Consider the following 20,201-nt stretch of genomic DNA (forward strand, 5'->3'; position numbering starts at 1 on the left):
GTGTATCCGGAGATGGGGGGTAGAAACTTGATAAGCTGTAAATTTGGAGTTTTACATGTGATTAACTACCTTTAGAGACCTAATAAAAAGCATCGATTTGAAAAGCAATGGTCTCGTAGATACTTCAATAATTAATCGCCTCAAGGATGGAGATGAATTAGCCATGAAGGAATTGATCACGACATATAAAAGCACGTTAGCGCAGTCGATGATGCGTATCCTTAAGTCGCAGGAAGAGGTAGAGGATCTGCTGCAGGAGCTATTTATCCGTATTTGGACACGTAGGCAGGATATCAATACTGAGCTGTCTTTTCATGCTTTTATATATCGGATCGCCGGTAATTTGGTATACGATCGATTGCGTAAATTAGCGCATGAAAAACGTCTTGTTGCAGACTATTTTACTCACCTTACTGAAGTTTATTCCCATATCGAGGAGGGGGTTTTTAATCAGGAAACCAAAGATATTTTAAATCAGGCAATTGAACAGTTGCCAGAGCAGCGCCGGCGTGTTTTTATACTCTGTAAGATTGAAGGCCGAAGCTATGAAGAAGTAAGCCGCTTATTGTCAATTTCGGTGGCAACAGTAAATACCCATATTACAAACGCGAATACGACACTTAGAAATTATTTTCAGCAGCGGCCTGATCTGTCTTTCCTTATAGTGCTGGCATTGCTTTCAGCCAAAATGTTGCACAATTAACAATTTCTTAAGCCTAATTTTATATTTTCTTTATTTTTTTTGAATTCACTTCATTGGTTTTTCATTTCCAAACGTATATGTAAGAAAAGAACGTATGCAAAACCCTAGATTTGAAGAGCTGTTCAATAAATATCTGAACGATACACTAACCAAGGATGAAATGTTAGAACTTCAACTTTTGTTGGCATCGGATGATCAGGAGCAAGGTTTACGTTCGTTGATCGATAATGAAATAACTGCCAATGTGGAAGAGTATCCACATGTTAAACTGAATTGGTTTGCAGAATTGGAAACTAATGTGTTGGCAAATATAAGAAGCACTCGATCTAAAACGCGCTATTTAAACTGGAATTGGAAGAAAACGGTAGCCGCGGCGGCACTCCTGGTCGTCAGTATCGGAGCGTCTCTGTGGATGCTGTCGCGTTTGGATAACGATGAACGAAATACGATAAAGCCGGGTACAAGTATTGCCTCATTACGGCTTGCCGACGGAAGAGAAATTGCGCTCAGTAATAAACACGAAAGTATCGTTTTTGGCGATGAACTCATGTACGCAGACGGAGCTTCCATCGAAGGTTTGGAAAGTCATGAACCGATACATCAGGACATGGTAATCACGGTGCCGAAAGGTGGTACTTACCACATCATATTGGCAGATGGATCTAAGATCTGGTTAAATTCGGACTCCAGATTAACATATAAAATCAGAAGTAAAGGCCAACCTAGAGAATTAGAAATGGAAGGTGAGGCATTTTTTGAGGTGGCTACACGATACATGCTTCAGAATAACAAGCGGATCAAAGTACCTTTTCTTGTTAAGACACCCGCCCAGACGGTGCAGGTATTGGGTACAGCATTTAATATTTCGGCCTATCCCGGCGAGGCTACGCGGACTACTTTGGTCGAAGGCAAAGTGGCTATTAATATAAAAGGAAATAAAAAATTACATCAACTGCAACCCAATCAGCAAGCAATTGTCCAGAATAACAGCATTTCTTTTATTCCGGTTGACCCAGCAAATTATGTGTCGTGGAAAGATGGCACATTTACCTTTTCTGATGAAGACCTAAATCATATTTTGAATCAAATAGGCCGCTGGTATAATGTAAAGGTTGAATATGAGGATGAAAGCCTACGAAAACTGAAATTTGAAGGGGTATTACCCCGTAACCAGAATTTAAGTTTTGTATTGGAAGCCTTAGCGAGTACCGGTGAAGTCCAATTTACTGTTCATTCGAATACCGTATACGTGAAAAGAAAATAGATTTTATAAACCAGCTAAAATACCTGATAGCCTATGAAGTAAAAAAAGCGACAAAAAAGATAACGTATGGACAGTAAAAATAATCAGGAGCGTTGGAGCGCTCCCGATCATGAAGTTAGCCGTTATCAAACCATCTTGAAAACTCATTTAATACCTAACTAACCAAACAAATGTATAAAATAATTAAAAAAGATGTGCATCGGCTTTTTAGTCGAACGAAACCCTACATTATGAAAATTTCACTGACAACCATCAGCTGCTTTTTGGTCTGTCTACAGATAAGTGCTACGGCTCTCGCGCAAAAGGTGACACTGAAAAATAAGAGCATCACACTCAAAGAGGCTTTCCGCGAAGTCAATAAACAATCTGGTTACCATTATCTGTGGTCTGCAAAACGGGTCAATAGCAATACCCGAATTGCCATTGATATTAAAAACATGGAGTTGGACCAAGCCATCAGACAGATTATTCATGGTTTACAGCTAAGCTATAAGATACAGGGCAAGCTCATCACCATCAGAGAAAGAGAGAAGACCTCAACAGTAGCTAATCTTGCGCAAATAGACGATAATGGACAACAAGAGACAATAACAGTTAGGGGGCGGGTGGTTGATTCGCTGGGTAGGCCCCTAATTGGTGTGACCATCAGGGTCATTTCGGCAAATAAACGTGTTATAAAGGAGTCTAAATCAGATAGCCATGGGGAAATCAATATCGAAAGCGTACCAAAACAAAGTTTTTTGGAAATATCGCTGCTTGGCTATCGGCGCCTTAATCTGGCTGCGACTGAAAATATAGGTACCATCAGGATGGATGTTCTTGCTGAAAGCCTCGAAGAGCTTGTCGTGGTGGGATACATGACCAAACGGGCTTCTGAAGTGACCGGCGCGGTACAATCTGTCAAGGGTGAAGAACTTCGTAACAGCGTCAGTACCCCCAATGTGCTATCGATGCTTAAAGGGAAAACTACAGGTCTATATATTACGGAGAGTACCGGAGAGTCGGGAGCAAAAGGGCAGGTGATTGCTAGGGGACAATCGTCAATGACCACCCCTACAAACAATTATCTCGGTCCACTGATTGTTGTCGATGGTGTGATCACCAATTATCAGTCCTTACAGGATGCTGTCAATCCGGCTGATATTGAAGATATCAGCGTGCTAAAAGATGCTGCATCTACAGCTATTTATGGATCCCGGGCTGCCCAAGGGGTCATTGTCGTGACTACAAAACGTGGACAGGCTGGTAAAAGCACAGTGGAAGCGCGCGTGCAGGCTGGGGTAATACAGCCAGTAAGGGACATCCGGTTTATGAACACGACCGAACTTATTGATTTTATGGATACGCAGATGAAACGCTATTGGGAGCAAACTCCTTCCATACGGACGACATTTCCGAACGTCGCTGATTTTATTCGCGAACGCCGCGTCTATACGGATGAAGATCGTACGCGCAATTTCAATTGGGAAGATAAAATTTATAGCAATGGAAATTTTACCAATACGGAATTAGGGGTACGTCATGGTACCGATAAAACTAAATTTTATATGGGAGTCGGTTGGTTTAAGGAAAATGGAGCATTATATGATAATGGGTTTGACCGAAAAAATATAAGATTTAATATTGATCATGCTATTTCAAGTAAATTACTTGCGCGTATCAATGTAAGCTCTATTATCGACCGGATCACCAGACGCAACGGGGTGCCTGAATTATATATGATTCAGCCATTTATGTATCCGTATGATAATGCCGGCAATCTGTTGGACAGTCTGCCTGTGCGACAGTCGAGTAATTATGGACCTGCTTACACAACATGGACGCAGAATTTTCTTGCGGAAACGGGATATGATAATACGAGGCTGACAAAGGTACAAAATCATTTAGCCAGCATAAGTCTGCGGTATAATATACTTCCTTTTTTAAGCGTTCAGACTTCCAACTCGCTCAATTTTGTAGGCACCAATGTCAATTCTTATTTAGACCCACGTTCATTTTCCGGAAAGTATGGTGGATACCCTTATTTATTCTCTTCGGCAAGTACGGTTTTACCCAATGGCACCCTGGAAATTGACGATACTAAATTCGTTGACTATCTCACGTCCAATACATTGAATTTCAACAAGACAGTCGGCGGTAATCACGTTATCAGTGCATTGGTAGGGCAAGAATGGGGCAAAAGAACGACAGAAATCATGGACATAGATATGTATAATCTATTGCCCAATGAGCGGAATATGGGGGGCGCACAAAATTTCGGCAGTGCGATCAATGTGGCATATGGATTTCCTTATAGACCGACGGGAAATTATCAGGAACGTGCCACCTTTTCGGTATTCGGACAGGCTGACTACAGCTATGCAGGCCGCTATATGGCTTCATTTTCCGTGCGTACGGATGCGACGACCAATTTTGGACGCGACAAACGATATGGCACTTTTTATTCGTTTAGTGGCGGATGGAATATATCCAAAGAAAACTTTTTTAAAAATATTAAGGCGATTGATAATTTGCGCCTTCGCGCTTCTTATGGTACATCGGGTAGAGACCTGGGCGACGGATACCTAAATACGACATTTTATTCGGAAACAGGTCGATATGAGCAGGTCGATAATATCGGCGCGGTGATCACGCAATTGGCTAATCCGATGATATCTTGGGAGACACTTCACAACAGCAATGTTGGTCTCGATATCGCTGTTTTAAATAATAGGATAAATTTGTCTGCGGATATCTACCACAAACGTAGTGATGGTCTTTTACAACAGGTCAGTTTGCCTTCTGCACAGGGTGCATTAACACAATATCAGAATGTTGGACAGATCGTTAACCGGGGTATCGAAGTATCGTTGAGCACGCATAATGTAAAGTCTGCTCATTTCAACTGGCATACCAGTTTTAATTTTAGTTACAATAAAAATAAGCTTACCAGACTGTATCAGGATTCGCTTTTGGATTCTTACTCCAGATCATATTATCGAAAAATTGGCGAAGATATCAATGTGATCAAAGCGATCCAATTTGCAGGCATCAATCCTGAGAACGGTAATATGCAGCACTATAATTTTGATGAAAAGGGTAATCAAATAATTGTGGAAGGTATTGGGCAAGTGAGCAACTTGGCCAACTGGAAACGGGTAGGGCAGGCTACGCCACGCTTTTTCGGTGGATTTACCAACAGCTTTCAATACAAAAATTACAGCTTAAATGTCGAGTGGTGGTTTCAGGTGGGCAACTATACCCAAATGTCTTTAGTGAATAATTTCCAGGCTCCAACTGCGCCTAGGCTCGGCCGTAATAATGTTGTTTTTGCCGATAATCAGCATGTCTGGCAGGGGCCCGGGGATATGCAAGCGAATTATCCTGATGTATTCAGCACCGATCCGAATGCATGGACTGCACTCACCTATCGTTCATCCAAAATGTGGGGGAATGCAAGTCATGCCCGTTTGCGCAATGTCAGGTTCACCTATAGCTTGCCTAACGGCGTGTTAAAAGCCTTGAAGCTAGCTCGCGCAGATGTTTTTGTTAGCGGCGATAATTTATATGTGATCAAGCATAAGGATTTTGTAGGCGTAGATCCGGAAGGAGCCGTCTTAGGAGGGGTAAACACAAGCTATGGTGGGGCGGGTACCGGTTTTGCCAATCCAAGAAGGTTTTTACTCGGGATGCAGCTGACATTTTAATTTGTAAATGATGAAAAATATTCAATATAACAATAGACAATTATATACATTACGATATGTTGTTCTAATCGCACTGACTTGGTTAGGTCTTACATCCTGTAACAAACAACTTGATGAGCTCAGGCCGCATAATGTCATTTTTGAAGAAAGACAATTTGATACGCCGTCTGGCTATTCAAAAGCAGTGTCGGGTATTTATAACCTAATTGCTGTTGGGTCAGAAAGCGCAATAGGGGTTGGCTTTACGGACTTGCAAATTTTTCTTTCAGAAGCCAGGGGAAATACCATACGTGCCCTTGATGCGCAAGTAAACCGGAATACTGACCTATTTGACTATATTAATTCTTCAAATAGAGATCTCTCCTATACATATGCTTTTTGGCGTAATAGCTACAACGTTATGTTGCACATTAATAAAGTGCTTGCCAACGTGAAAGACGACGAAACTAATCCAGTAATTCTGCAGGCAAAGGCGGAAGCATTATTTCTTCGTGGTTATATTTACTTTAATCTGGTCCGTTTGTATGGAATGCCATTCTACCAAGGTAATGGAAATTCGCTCGGCGTGATGTTGGTGGTCAATGATGAATTTGCACCGGGCCTCGCACCCAAACGGGCAACCGTCGCTGAAATATATGAGCAGGTCGTATCCGATCTGAAGACTTCGGTCCCATTATTTAAACAGCAGAAATCCAATAGTTACGCGAGTAGTTCGGCGGCAGAAGCACTATTGTCCCGGGTAGAACTCTACAGGGGCGGTACTTTTTCGTCACCAAATAACGAAGCGAATCAAAAAGCCTTTGAATACGCTGATAAGGTCATTCGTCAAGGGGGCTATGAACTTATACAAGGAGATGCCTTTAAAAAATATTACGATACGGACAACCTGAACAACAAAGAAGACATATTTGCTATTAATGGTGAATTTATGAATGGTTTGATTGCCAACCTCTTTAAGATGCCTTCTCAAATAAATTATACAGGTGGGCTCTATCGACCTTCACCTTATCTTCTATCCCTGTTTGATGAAAAGGACCTTAGAAAAGCATTCTATGTCGAAAATATAACACCGGGCTTTCCAGAGGATCACTTGGCATGCAATAAATACAATATTGGCTATGCTTCTTTATACAGCCGTTCTCCCTACCGTTACCTAAGATTAGCAGAGATGTATTTAAATAGAGCCGAAGCATCGGTCAAATTGGGAAAAAATGCTGCGGCTCTTGCTGATGTAAATATCATCAGGAAACGTGCCGGATTGACTGCACTTGAGAACTTAGCGGGTGAGGCACTGTTCAAAGAGATTTTAAAACAGCGTAAAATCGAACTTGCCTTTGAAGGCCATGCGAGTTATGATGAATTTAGAAACGGTCTTTCAATGGTACGCGATTATGCATCGGGCAAATCTTCGTCTATGACGGTACAACCTACCGAAGGAAAAATACTGATGAAGATCCCTGATGAAGAAATTGCGAGCAATCCAAACCTCGTGCAGAACCCATAACTATAATTGACACCAACAGAATAGCAGATAAGATATGCCTGGCTTAAAAAGTATTGACAGGAATAAACAAAAACTAAAAATTAAAGAGATAAAACATGAATACTAGCAATAAATTTATAGCGCTTATGGCCGTAATGATGACTTCGTTAACCGTGTCAGCCCAAAAGAAATTTGTGATTAACGGACTGGCCCCAGAGCTGAACGGAAAGTATGTCCATCTGTCTTATGGTACGGGTAACGATAATCAAATAAAAGACAGTGTCGTAGTTGCTAACGGGAAGTTCAAGTTTACGGGAGCCGTTGCCGGGCCAACATTTGGCTATATCAGCTTGGGCGGGCAGGCACTTTCGTTTGACAATATCTTTTCAGTTGTTCTCGAACCTACAACAATGAAAATGACGCTTGATCCGGACAGTATAAATAAAAGCATACTTACCGGATCAAAAGAGAACGATAAGTTAAAAAGCCTCGATGAGCAAAAGGCACCGATCAATAAAGCCATGGAGCCGTTGCGTGCAGAGTATCAGAAGCGCAATGAAGAATATGCCAAAGCAAGCAAAACGCTAAAAGAAATGGAAAAGAAGGTAGAGGCTATGAAAATTGATAACTATGCTTTCCGGGACAAGTTTGAACCTTTCCAAAAGCAGCAGGAAGCGATAGACCGCGACTTTATAGCGAAAAATCCACAGTCTATTGTATCTGCCTATCTGATGCGTTTTAAGATATCGGGGATGACATTGACGGAAGCTGAAAAAGTATACAATACTTTCACTTCCGACGTGAAAAAAAGCAGTTATGGAAAAGAGCTCCTCAATGAAATTAATAAAATGCGTAGCGGGTCTCCGGGAAACCCTGCTTATGTCTTTTCAAAATCTGATATAGATGGTAACCCCCTTAGTTTGGCAGATTACAGGGGCAAATATGTGCTGCTCGATTTCTGGGCGAGTTGGTGCGTGCCCTGTAGACAGGGAAATCCACATTTAATCAGTGTCTATAATAAATATAAAGATGCCGGTTTTGAGATCATCGGTATTTCTGATGACGACCGTAACGAAGCTGCCTGGAAGAAAGCGGTGGAGCAAGATCAGATCCAGATCTGGAAACATGTACTTCGTGGACTTAAAATGGAAAACAACGTCATCGACCGCTCGCAGGACATATCCGAACATTATGGCATTCATACGCTTCCCACCAAAATATTAATTGACCCCCAAGGTATTATTATTGGTCGCTATGGTTCGGGAGGCGGATCTGATGCTGATCTTGATGCAAAATTGAATGCAATTTTTAGTAAATAATTTACAGATGAATGCAATAAAAATTATAGTACAAATTAGCTTGCTATTGATAGCTGGACCACTTTTCGCGCAGTCCAAATCATTTACGCTGATTGGAAAAGTAGCTGGAAAAGCGGATGGCTATATCTACCTCTCGATGGCAGATAGCGAAAATGGACGGATGGATAGTATACAGTTAAATCAAGGGAAATTTATCTTCAGGGGACAGCTTGAGTACCCCACGAAAGCCGAAATTTTGATGGAAAAAAAGAGTGAACATTTAGCAGATAAGCGTTTACCTGTTATTCTTGAACCTGGAGAGATGACGTTGTCCATCGATTATAACCAATTTGAGCTAGGCGAGCTTAAAGGTTCTGTTTCTAATGCGGAGCAAGATATGCTCAATAAAAAACAAGCCAGCATCCGGATCAATATGCAACCCGCCCAACAACACTATAATCGTGTGGTAGAGAAATACCTGGCTATTAGAGAACAGAAAGATACGGTTGCATCAAAAATTATACGGGCTGAAATGGATGCTGTTCAGAAAGAGATGGAGCCCTTTCATGCACAAATTCGTGCGACCGAGGATCAAGTATTGGAACATTATCCTAACGGATTTACTGCCGCAAATCGACTGATGTATGCGGTAGGCCAGTTGCCGCTGGAGGAGTCTGTGAAAAGATATGAAGCCCTCAGTACTGGAGCCAAACGCAGTATCGCAGGTCGTTATGTCCAATCTAAAATACAGGCCATTCGCCGTGGGTCTGTGGGGGTAAATGCACCCGATTTCGCGAGTACAGACGTTAATGGTGCTCCATTAAGCTTATCGGCTCATAAAGGGAAATATGTATTGCTTGACTTTTGGGCAAGCTGGTGTGTGCCCTGTCGTAAAGGAAATCCACATTTACTGGCCCTTTATGCTAAATACAAGGAAAAGGGCCTTGAGATCATTGGCGTAGCATCTGATGATGGGAATGAAAAGGCATGGCGAAAAGCTGTCGAAGACGATAAGATTTCTGTGTGGAAGCACGTGTTGTCAGGACAAAATATCGAGAAATTAAGAAAGGGAGAGCGGGATGATAACTACATCGGTGGTCAATATGGCATAACAACATTACCAACAAAAATATTGATCGATCCCCAAGGTCAGATCATTGGACGTTATGGTAGTGGTGCCGGGACAGATGCAGACCTCGATAAAAAGCTTACAGAGATATTTTAATCGACATAACAGGATTATAATCACTTATAAAAAAGTATAAAATGATAAACAAAATTAAATTAACAGTAGGATTACTATTGGTGACCTGCGCTGCATTGGCTCAGAAAGCACAGCTCAACGGAAATATTAAGGGATTAAAAGATGGGCAGATCGTCTTTTATAGATCAGTAAATGGAGCACCCAAAATGGATACCATTCAGACTAAAGGCGGCCAATTTACCTGGTCAGCAGAGATCCATGAACCGCAGAAAATTTCCATCATGTTTCCAGAACGGTATGTTGAATTTTTTGCTGAAGCAAAAAATATGACGTTAACTGGAACTGCAGAAGAATTAGGCAAACTGCAAGTAAAAGGATCTTCTCTACAAGACGAAGCGGATGCCTATCAAAAATCTTTACAAGATATAACTGATCAGGAAAATCCACTCTATCAACAGTATGGAAAAGCGACCGCGGAAGAAAAAAAGCAAATTGAAGCGAAGATTAGTAAATTTAGAGATATAAAAAGGGAACGCGCCGCAGAATACATCAAGAAGTATCCGTCCAGTTTTTATAGCCTTAGTTTAGTTGCTGACCGTGCTATGATGGGTAAGTATGAAGACATTCAACCCCTGTATGCCGTCTTAACAGCACCGATGAAAAATACCATGCAGGGAAAAGCGCTGGCCAATAGATTAGACATATTAAAACGTAGTGCTATCGGTACTGCAATGTTAAATTTTTCGCAGGCAGACCTCGACAAAAAGTTAGTGTCATTTTCATCCTTTAAAGGAAAATATGTACTCGTTGATTTTTGGGCAAGCTGGTGTGGGCCATGCCGGCAAGAGAATCCCAACGTCTTGAAAGAATACAATAAATATAAAGATAAGAACTTTACAGTTTTGGGTATTTCACTGGATGATAATGAAGACAAGTGGAAAAAGGCCATTAAGGACGATGCAATGCCATGGACTCAGGTTTCTGATCTAAAAGGTTTTAATAATGAAGTCTCTTCTTACTATGGTATTATGGGAATCCCGAGTACCTTGCTTGTTGATCCCAACGGCGTGATTATTGCCAAAGACCTACGTGGAGAGACATTGAGTGAAAAACTGAAAGAACTTTTTGATAAGTAAAAAGGACAAGATATTGCGGACTAGATCCGATTGATTGAATTTTTGACAAATAAAAGGACGACCGGCATAAGGCCGTCCTTTTATCCTATGCCCATTCGATAGACTGGAAATAAATCTATTTGACTTCCATTATAGACTTGGCAGTGATATGCATGACACCGGCCTGGTCTTTCCAGAATTCTCCTTTGGCTTGGATCCTATCACCAATATTGTAACGTTTGAATGTTCCACCTGATTTCTGAAGATTGACAACACTTATGGTTACAATCGATATTGTACCCTTTTCGTCCTTAACGCTTGCCATATAGCCATCTTTTCCGTTTTCGATGGCTGTAATGGTGCCTGTAATTTCTTGTTGTGAAACTTGTTGTTCCATATTAACTGTTTTCTTTTGGCTGGAGCATGAACTCGCGCTTGCCAAAATAAATGCTCCAATTATTCCTCCAATAAATATCCTATTGCTCATTTTTTGTTTTGTTAGTGTGTTAAAACTACAAAATATTGTGGTGTGATCCAGCTGCTAAACAATTTTTATACAGCTGCATCTGCTTTACCGAATCAAAAGCCGATGTTGCCACATTTTTATTGCTATTTTTGAGAAGAGAAATTTATAACATGCTTTAAAGCTTATATGATCAAAGAATTTTCATTCAAACAATTTGGCAATTTAGAATTTAGCAAATCCGCGCTACAAGATCATGCGTTGACCGCAATCGAGGGGCATATCAAGATCCTTTTTATTCCTAAAAATGCAATTATCCAAGTCGATTTTCAGGAAATAGCAATGGAAACCGACGCTTTGTTGTTTATTAACCCCAATGTAGTCTTAAAGCCCTGTGAGACCGTTGGTGGCCAGCTGATGCATTTTAATAAAGATTTTTACTGTATCGAAATTCATGATCAGGAAGTAGCCTGTGATGGTATTTTATACAATAATGTCTTTGAAATTCCTTTTATTAATTTGAACCAAGCGCAGTCCGATGACATACAGCGGATTATTCGGGAAATTCAAGTGGAAATGAGCAATGAAGATTCCAGTACGGAAGAAATGTTAAGGATACTCCTAAAAATGATTATCCTCAAATCGACACGTATCTGGAAAGAGCAGCATCAACTTGCCACAAAGGACCAGCAAACTGACGTACAGTTTTTAAGAAAATTCAGTAAGTTGGTCGAACAGCATTATAAAAAACGGCATACAGTCGCAGAATATGCAGATCTACTCTTTGTTACGCCCAAAAATTTAAGTAAGAAAATAGGATTGGTCAGTAAAGCAACTCCCAACGAAATTATTAAAAACCGAATTATCCTGGAAAGCAAACGCCTTTTGGCCCATACGACAATGACGGTTAAAGAAATTGCATACAGTCTTAACTATGAGGACGACGCTTATTTTATCCGCTTTTTTACTAAAAACACGGGCATCTCACCAATCACATTTAGAAAACAGTTTAAATAATAACATTTCCTTATTGAAAACGAAAAAAGCACAATCCAGGGATTGTGCTTTTTCCGTTTAAGCCATCTCCTAACAGCACATCTGAAGAGAATACGTGCTAAAAAAATCCTGCGTAAAATAAAGAAGAGAAAAAAGTGCAATTCAAAGGGAAAACCATCCATTGTAAGACGGGCAGAATTGGGCCAACTTTGTGATATCAAAATAACAACAGCATTTAAAACAATTTAATATTAGAAAACATGAAAAATTTAATTTTAGCATTCTTACTTTTCACAACATTATTATCCAGCGCTGTATTTGCGCAAACCAACAGAATTGCAGCTTCATTTGGACGTGAAGAATATATCGAGGTTGAAAAAAATGTCAGGCTACATGTAACGGATCTTGGCGAAGGGCAACCCATTGTTTTGATTCATGGCTGGCCTTTGAGTGATGCCATGTATGAATACCAATATGCCGATTTTATACAAAAAGGATACCGTGTGATCGGCATCACCTTGAGAGGCTTTGGCTTATCTGATAAGCCCGCAGGAAAATATAATTACGATGTTTTTGCCGATGATATCAAAGTTGTACTGGACAAATTAAAAATTGAAAATGCTACAATAGGTGGATTCTCGATGGGCGGAGCGACTGTCATTCACTATGTAGCGAAATACAATGCAGCCCATGTGTCCAAAATGGCACTTTTCGGAGCGGCGGCACCGATCTGGACAAAACGTGCGGACTTCAACCATGGGCTCTGGACAAAAGAGGATGTCAATGGTTTGATCAATCTCAACAATACAAACCGCCCGGAACTGTTTGCAACATTCGGTAAAATCTTCCCTGCCAATGAAAACAGTGTATCTGCTGGACATGGCGCGTGGTTAGGAACAATTCAGGCTCAGGCTTCGCCCTATGCAATGGCTGAAGGATTAAAAACTTTACGGGATAGCGATTTGCGTGATGACCTGAAAAAAATAACTGTGCCTACATTGATCCTTCATGGCAAACTCGACAAAATTTGTTCCTATGATCTTGCCGAACAGATGAAGTCTTTGCTTAAAAATTCAACCTTGGTTCCATTCGAAAAAAGTGGCCACGCACTCTTCATCGAAGAACTGGAAAAATTCAATACCGAACTGTTAAATTTCATTAAAAAATAAGCGCTAATCGCATAAGGCTGTCCAATCTGTTTGGATAGCCTTATTTTTATTTCTCCTAGATCTCTTTACAGGAATATTTTAGCAATCGAATTCTCGGAGCTTCTGCTTTACTTTTTGACCACCTTTATAAACTATCATCACATGAACAGAATTGTATTATTCCTGTTTTTTTTACTATCAATGGCATCCTGCAGCATAAGGAAAAACATCGCCATCATTGAACATCCTAATTTACCAAAACCAATAGGTCCCTATAGCCACTCGACTAGCGTCGGCAATCTGATATTTGTGTCAGGGCAAATTGGTTTGGATCCCAAAACAAACAACCTAAAGCCTGGAATCGAACAACAGACAGTTCAGATCTTTGAAAATCTAAAAGTGATTCTTGAAAATAATCATTCGGATTTAGCACATATAACCAAGACAACGATTTATATCACAGATATAACCCAATTTGAAACGGTCAATAGCGTATACGGTACTTATTTTGGCCATCGTTTCCCAGCCAGAAGTACGATCGAGGTGGTTTCATTGCCAAAAAATGCGAGCATCGAAATAGAATGTGTTGCGGTTAAGAAATGAGAATTTCCTTTGTGTAATCCCACAATGTGGAAGATTTTGAAAAGGCGTTTTGTCTTACAATGGTTTTTGATTATTGCGCTAGGTAAAAAGTGCAATCCAAAGCGAAAGCTATCCATTGTAGGGCGTCTTAATTTAGCCCAACTTTGTATTATAAATTTTTAACAACAAGCACAAATAACAAAGATCATGAAAAAAATAATTTTAGCCTTGGGTTTATTGACAACATTCGTATCGACTGGGGTATATGCGCAACAATCTGGCGTCAAACGGACAGATCTCCAAAGACATCCGCTTGAAGCCGTCGGATATGAAACCATTCAAGCGCGGATAGACTTAGCGCCTGGCACAGCTGTAGGGATGCATTCACATCCTGGGGAGGAAGTTATCTATGTCCTGGAAGGTATTTTTGAATACCAGTTGGAAGGCGAGAAGCCTGTTGTACTGAAAGCTGGCGAGGTACTCTTTATTCCCGCAGGAAAGAATCATTCTGCCAAAAATATTGGAACGGGCAAAGCATCTGAACTCGCAACTTACATTGTTAGAAAGGATAAACCACTACTTGTCTATAAAAAATAAGCAATAAAAAAAAACACAATTTATAAGATTGTGTTTTTTTTTTGCCCGAATAATTGGATGTTAGCTCCCGATCCATTTGATAGATTGTTATGAATACAAAAATTTAATGATATAAAGCAACACAAGGAGAGATTGTTTTGGCATACCCATGATTTCTTTGAGTGTCGCCATAGCACGATTATTCAATTTGTATAAGCTTTTCACGGAGATATTGGTCAGCACGCTGATTTCTTCATAGCTCAGTTCTTCAAAATAACGGAGAAAAATAACTTCTTTCTGTTTGCCGGTTAATTGTTCAAGTGCCTGAATCAGTTTAAGTGCATTGCTTCGTTGTTCCTCGGCAGCGATGTAGCTGGACTCCACATCGTAAGTCAGCTGGAAATCATCATTTTCACCAAATGAGCTCAGCCTCCCGTCACGTAATTGCGTGTTTAATAAGCTGTTCTTAAGTGCAACCAGTAGATAATGCTTCGGATTGGATATGACTTTTAATTTATTGCGATTTTCCCAAAATTTGATAAATACTTCCTGGATAGCATCTCTGACATAATCTTCATCTTTTACACGTCGCATACCATATTCGTACAAGCTGGGCAATAGGGCACGATAGATCTGCTCGAAGGCTTTTTTATCGCCCTCAATAAAATCATTCCAACACAGATCTATGATCGTATTACTCATTTCAGCGTTTGCGTCAGTTAAAGAAATAGATTATCGCTTTCCAAAAATAGTAAAGATTTAATAACATTAACATAACCCTGCGTTTAAATAGCACACTATCGTCAGTAGATTGTCAATTCCACTAAAAACTTGGTTTAAAAGGGCTTGTTTGGTTACGAAATTATGAATTTGACAAGATTTATAGATAGCTTTTAAAGTTTTTTTAAAAAAAATAAAATTACATGGGATAAAATCCAATCCCAATTTGTCATCTACTTAACAAAGGCTTACTAATGGAAAACTATCATACCTATAATACGCAGGATTTTTTGGACGACCTGGACTTTGTCCGTTTTGCTAAAATGCCGGATCAGGAGGAATTCGGCTATTGGCATAAATGGCGTGCGGGCAATCCGCCAAATGCAAAAGCGTATGATGAGGCGCTAGCTTACCTCCAGGCCCTGATGGGGATCACGCGCATACGGCCTGACCTGGACTTCACGGAGAGCCTATTCCGCGATATTGAAAGAGGCATCGTCGATAATAGAAAGAAAAGAAGAAACCATATCATCCGCATATGGGCATCCTTGGCGGGCGCAGCGGCAGTGGCTCTTTTTGTAACAGCAGCCTGGTACTACCAATCCATGATTGTGATACAAACTGGAAGCGGTGCCTTACAGACCGTAATCTTGCCGGATAGCAGTATTGTTCAGTTGAATGCCAACTCCTCGGTGGCCTATCGCCGTGCCTGGAACTGGTTATCTAAGCGGGAAGTACATACGACAGGTGAGGCCTTATTAACAGTAAGGCATCTGAATAAGGACACTACTGCTATTCGCCAGGAGGAGCATTTCACAGCCTATACCGGTGAGCTGGCCGTAGAAGTGCTAGGTACCAAGTTTAATCTAAAAAATAGAGATAACAAAGTAACCGTATCGCTATTGGAAGGACGCATTGCCCTGCGCAATTTGAAACAGGGCGGAGCGCCGCGGATTCTTGCCCCCGGTGATATCGTTATGGCTGGAGACCAGGGCTTTAGAAATGTGCTTAGTGACAAGCGAACCGTGCAGCAGACCGTAGCCTGGACCCAAAAGACACTGACCGGGGAAAACTTATCTATAGCTGATCTCATCAATGAATTTCGCTATGTCTATGGAAAAGAGATCATCGTTAATGATACAACATTGTTAAACCGAAAAATTGATGGCCGTATCTCGTTAAATTCCCCAGAAAGCATTGTTTACACGATTGCTAATATTTTACAAGCCAACATCCGCACGGAAAAAGATACCATCTACCTTGACCCTAAATGAGAAAAACAATATCAATCTAATACATTACTATAGCTAACCTAACTAAAAATGAAAATTACAGACAACAGGTGGCAGCCGATACGGAGCATCTTGATGGTTCCGGTCTGTTCGCTACTATTTACTGTCGGGCAACAGGCATTGGCCCAAGAGAAGTTGCCGCTTGCCCAAGCAATCAAACGGATCGAGCAGCAATTCAACGCTAACTTAAGTTATGAGCACAACCTTCTGAACGGCAAATTTGTGGATCCGGCATCGGTAAAAGGAAATCGCTTAGAGGAAGTACTTAAAAAAGTATTGTATCCCAATCAGCTGGTATTCTTATATGTCGATGATAGGTCTTATTCCATCGTCCGTCGTCAGGAAACAAGTAGCCGGAATCAGCAAAGTATATCCGAAAATGACCGGACTGCGGGCATCGGGATGGAGCGTGTGTCGGGTACAGTGCGTTCTGCAAGTGGCAAGACCATACCTTTTGCAAGTATCTGGATAAAAGATACACGCAAGGGCGGGAAGGTAGATGAAAATGGCCGATTTATGTTGTATGACCTAGCGCCAACAAACGAACTTGTCTTTACAGCAGTAGGTTACAAAAGTAAGACTGTGATGGCCGGAAATCGTGAGCAAATGGTGGTTGTCATGGAAGCTGAAGAAAATATGCTCGAAGAAGTCGTCATTTCCACAGGTTACCAAAAAATCTCCAAGGAAAGAGCTACAGGATCGGCAACAGTAATTAGCGCCAAGGAATTGGAAAAAAATCCATCACCCAACTTAATCAACCGAATGGAAGGCTTGGCTCCCGGCCTTCAGGTGTCCCTCGGTTCGGGGGATCGTACCTTTACCTACAACAACAATCAAATGGGGATTTACTCCAGTACCCGTACCATCGGACAAAATGACTATAACCTCACTGTTCGTGGTGTTGGATCGATAGACACAGATACCGAAAAGTCGCCCCTAATCGTGATTGATGGCGCTATATCCAATATCGATTTGGCTATGCTCAATCCCAACGACGTGGATAACATTACGATCTTGAAAGATGCCGCCGCAGCTTCCATCTATGGAGTCCGTGCAGCCAATGGGGTCATTGTGGTGACGACAAAGAAAGGATCGAATACCGGGGTGCCAAGAATAAACTTTTCTTTTAATACCGCATTCTCCGGTAATCCTGATCTGGGCTATCTCCGTACCATGAACAGTGCCCAAATGATCGATTACCAAGAGGGGCTGGTCGCAAAAAATATCTTGAATTCAAACAATATTGCAGCGAATTTATACATGTATGCGTCGAGCTATTATCCAGGTGAAGTGGCTGCTGCTGCAATACGCCTCAAAAATGGACTGATAAGCCAGGCCGATTATGATGCGCTTGTCAATCCATTGAAGCAGATTGACAATAGGGCGCAGATCCAGCAATATTTGCTGCGCCCGATGAACAACCAGCAGTACAACCTGTCCATCAGCAACGGCACGGAAAATAATAATTATTTCTACTCGGCATCGTATGCCAACGAAAACCCATTCACAAAAGGTGAAAATGGAAAGAGGTTTACCTTTAGCTTAAACAATAACTGGAAGATATTTAAAATTGCCACTCTTTCGACCAGTGTCCGGGGAACGTTCTTCAGAAACAGCAAAAATGGAATTGATATTGCCCAGCTGTATGATGCAAATAGTTCGACTTTGCTGCCTTACCAACTTTTGGCTGACCAGAACGGAAATGGGATTTATTATGATCGAATAAACCCTGGGTTTACGCAACCTTTAGGTCCAGCTTATAAGGACTGGCGGTATAACTATTTGCAGGAGTTGCAACTGCTGGACAACCTACAGAAAGATAATAACTATTCAGCGGTCATTAACTTGGAAGTGCCTTTGTATAAGGGGTTAAAGGGGTCGGTAAGTTATGCAAATGAACGCTCTTTTGGTGAGAATAGGGCGTTTAATGACGAGAAGTCCTATAAAAATCGCCTGCTGCTGAATGAATTTACTCCAATTGGGGAGACGACAAATACCATTGGCATTAACAAGGGTGGAATCTACAATATCATTAACAGCAGCATCAACAACTATACGGTTCGTGGACAACTGAATTACGATGCAACTTTCGATCAAAAACATGAGATCACGGCCATCGCCGGTTCGGAGATCAGACAGACACAGGCTGGTCAGGGGATGAAAACGATGTACGGCTACAATCCACAGACGGGTTTTAATAGAGATGTTAGCTATGCCCAAAATAGTTACAATACGCTGATGGGTTATCTCTCGGGCTTAAGTGGAGGCCCCACACAAGCCGACAGAACAAGACGTTTTTTATCTTACTTTTCTAATGCTGCTTATACATTAAATGGAAAGTATACGGTTTCGGGAAGTGTGCGGTACGATGATTACAACAATTTTGGCTTGGACCGTAGCTTTCGGGCGACGCCCTTGTGGTCTTCGGGCCTAAAGTGGAATCTGGCAAAAGAGCATTTTATGCAAAAGTTTACCTGGTTGAACCAGCTTGGGCTCCGTGCCACATATGGTGTCAATGGCAACATTACACAAGATGTCAGACCTTTTACTTACATTTCTTTTGATAATGCTGCTTACAACCCGACAGGTCAGCCTTCGGCAAGCATTATCGCTGTGGCAAACCCGCAGTTGCGTTGGGAGAAGACTTATGTAACCAATTTAGGACTGGACTTTGGTCTATTGGATAACCGTCTTACCGGTACCATAGATTATTACCGTAAAAATGGTAAAGACCTCTTATATAGTTTTCCTATCGCAGCACCTTATGTCGGAACCATCGGTGCCGGTTCATTAAAAAGAAATACAGCATCCATGTCGGGCAAAGGGATTGACCTGGGCTTAACGGGTACTTTTGTGCGCAATACGGATTGGAACTTGGATGCCACATTGAACTTTTCGTACAATACCAATACGATCACTGACAATAGATTTGATCCAAAAGATATTTCTGCATTTACCTACTCGTATAATCCCATTGGCATCAGTTATCTAGAAGGTTATCCCAGTGATAAAATCTTTGTCTTTCGCCATGCTGGATTAGATGAGAAGGGACTTACACAGATTTATAATAAGAATAATGAAATTATTCCAGTCACGCAGACCTTAAGCGGGGTGGAGGATCTGGCCTATGCCGGTCGCAGGGTGGCTCCATACTATGGGTCTTTTAGGACTAATTTACGCTATAAACAATGGTCGGTTTACGCTTTGATTTCTTATCAGTTTGGCAATGTTTTTATGAAACCTAGCGTCGAGTCTTATATGGCTCCGAGCCGGGGTTTGACAATCCCTAAATTTGATCTGAGCGCTGACATCGCAGATAGATGGCGGCAGGCAGGTGATGAAGCTTTTACAAATGTCCCGGCCTTAACTGCCGATATCTATAGCTCCTATAGTCTACAGCGTTATCAAAATTCGGATATCAATGTCTTAAAGGGAGATTATATCCGTCTCCGGGAAATTTCACTGAGCTATGGCCTACCAAAAAATCTGCTGAACAGACTGAAAGTTGAAAATATCCAGCTAGCTGGTTCGGTGCGGAATTTGGGTCTGATCTGGACAGCGAATAAAGAAGGCTATGATCCTGACTTTACGAACCTCGTGGGCAATACGACAAATCTGCGTCCGGTGCCTTCGTATAATTTTTCAATTAATGTAAGCTTTTAAAACGGATT

Annotated in this window: 15 protein-coding genes; 13 read left to right on the top strand and 2 right to left on the bottom strand. The window is 41.2% G+C overall.

What is annotated here, in order from left to right; translation table 11 throughout:
- The first annotated feature begins 97 nt into the window (after positions 1-97).
- The 7 genes from G6053_RS08210 to G6053_RS08240 all read left to right on the top strand — a co-directional run bounded on the left by G6053_RS08210 (position 98) and on the right by G6053_RS08240 (position 10,774).
- Positions 98-703, top strand: coding sequence for a sigma-70 family RNA polymerase sigma factor (locus G6053_RS08210; protein WP_165306133.1), 606 nt, complete (start codon positions 98-100; stop codon positions 701-703).
- A 94-nt stretch (positions 704-797) separates the two neighbouring features.
- Complete coding sequence (locus G6053_RS08215; protein WP_165306134.1) at positions 798-1,967, top strand: FecR family protein; 1,170 nt, start codon at positions 798-800, stop codon at positions 1,965-1,967.
- Positions 1,968-2,197: 230 nt separating this feature from the next.
- Positions 2,198-5,653 (top strand): SusC/RagA family TonB-linked outer membrane protein, encoded by a 3,456-nt coding sequence (locus G6053_RS08220; RefSeq protein ID WP_165306135.1) that lies wholly within the window; start codon positions 2,198-2,200, stop codon positions 5,651-5,653.
- A 7-nt stretch (positions 5,654-5,660) separates the two neighbouring features.
- Positions 5,661-7,157: a RagB/SusD family nutrient uptake outer membrane protein gene (locus G6053_RS08225; protein WP_121126816.1), complete on the top strand. Its 1,497-nt coding sequence runs from the start codon at positions 5,661-5,663 to the stop codon at positions 7,155-7,157.
- Between the two features lie 95 nt (positions 7,158-7,252).
- A complete protein-coding gene (locus G6053_RS08230) occupies positions 7,253-8,455 on the top strand; it encodes a redoxin domain-containing protein (protein ID WP_165306136.1) in 1,203 nt (400 codons plus the stop codon).
- 7 nt (positions 8,456-8,462) lie between these two features.
- Positions 8,463-9,659: a TlpA disulfide reductase family protein gene (locus G6053_RS08235; RefSeq protein ID WP_165306137.1), complete on the top strand. Its 1,197-nt coding sequence runs from the start codon at positions 8,463-8,465 to the stop codon at positions 9,657-9,659.
- A 41-nt stretch (positions 9,660-9,700) separates the two neighbouring features.
- Entirely contained in the window at positions 9,701-10,774 is a 1,074-nt protein-coding gene (locus G6053_RS08240; protein WP_165306138.1) for a TlpA disulfide reductase family protein, read from the top strand.
- Positions 10,775-10,889: 115 nt separating this feature from the next.
- On the opposite strand, the gene G6053_RS08245 is transcribed toward G6053_RS08240, so the two are convergent.
- Entirely contained in the window at positions 10,890-11,240 is a 351-nt protein-coding gene (locus G6053_RS08245) for a hypothetical protein (RefSeq protein WP_165306139.1), read from the bottom strand.
- 165 nt (positions 11,241-11,405) lie between these two features.
- Between G6053_RS08245 and G6053_RS08250 the strand changes: the two genes are divergently transcribed.
- From G6053_RS08250 to G6053_RS08265, 4 genes are all read left to right on the top strand, one after another.
- Positions 11,406-12,233 (top strand): helix-turn-helix domain-containing protein, encoded by an 828-nt coding sequence (locus G6053_RS08250; RefSeq protein ID WP_165306140.1) that lies wholly within the window; start codon positions 11,406-11,408, stop codon positions 12,231-12,233.
- A 239-nt stretch (positions 12,234-12,472) separates the two neighbouring features.
- Positions 12,473-13,381 carry an alpha/beta hydrolase gene (locus G6053_RS08255; protein WP_165306141.1) on the top strand — a complete coding sequence of 303 codons (909 nt, stop codon included), beginning with the start codon at positions 12,473-12,475 and terminating at the stop codon, positions 13,379-13,381.
- Positions 13,382-13,522: 141 nt separating this feature from the next.
- A complete protein-coding gene (locus tag G6053_RS08260; RefSeq protein ID WP_206531894.1) occupies positions 13,523-13,963 on the top strand; it encodes a Rid family detoxifying hydrolase in 441 nt (146 codons plus the stop codon).
- 186 nt (positions 13,964-14,149) lie between these two features.
- Positions 14,150-14,539 carry a cupin domain-containing protein gene (locus G6053_RS08265; protein ID WP_165306142.1) on the top strand — a complete coding sequence of 130 codons (390 nt, stop codon included), beginning with the start codon at positions 14,150-14,152 and terminating at the stop codon, positions 14,537-14,539.
- A gap of 87 nt (positions 14,540-14,626) precedes the next feature.
- On the opposite strand, the gene G6053_RS08270 is transcribed toward G6053_RS08265, so the two are convergent.
- Positions 14,627-15,220 (bottom strand): sigma-70 family RNA polymerase sigma factor, encoded by a 594-nt coding sequence (locus G6053_RS08270; protein ID WP_108632535.1) that lies wholly within the window; start codon positions 15,218-15,220, stop codon positions 14,627-14,629.
- Positions 15,221-15,492: 272 nt separating this feature from the next.
- On the opposite strand from G6053_RS08270, the gene G6053_RS08275 reads away from it, so the two are divergent.
- Together G6053_RS08275 and G6053_RS08280 are read left to right on the top strand one after the other, a co-directional pair.
- Entirely contained in the window at positions 15,493-16,512 is a 1,020-nt protein-coding gene (locus G6053_RS08275; protein WP_165306143.1) for a FecR domain-containing protein, read from the top strand.
- Positions 16,513-16,560: 48 nt separating this feature from the next.
- Positions 16,561-20,193, top strand: a complete 3,633-nt coding sequence (locus G6053_RS08280; RefSeq protein ID WP_165306144.1) for a SusC/RagA family TonB-linked outer membrane protein — start codon at positions 16,561-16,563, stop codon at positions 20,191-20,193.
- The last annotated feature ends 8 nt before the right edge of the window (positions 20,194-20,201 follow it).

Origin of the sequence: Sphingobacterium sp. DR205 (assembly GCF_011064245.1) — a bacterium.
GTDB lineage: Bacteria > Bacteroidota > Bacteroidia > Sphingobacteriales > Sphingobacteriaceae > Sphingobacterium > Sphingobacterium athyrii.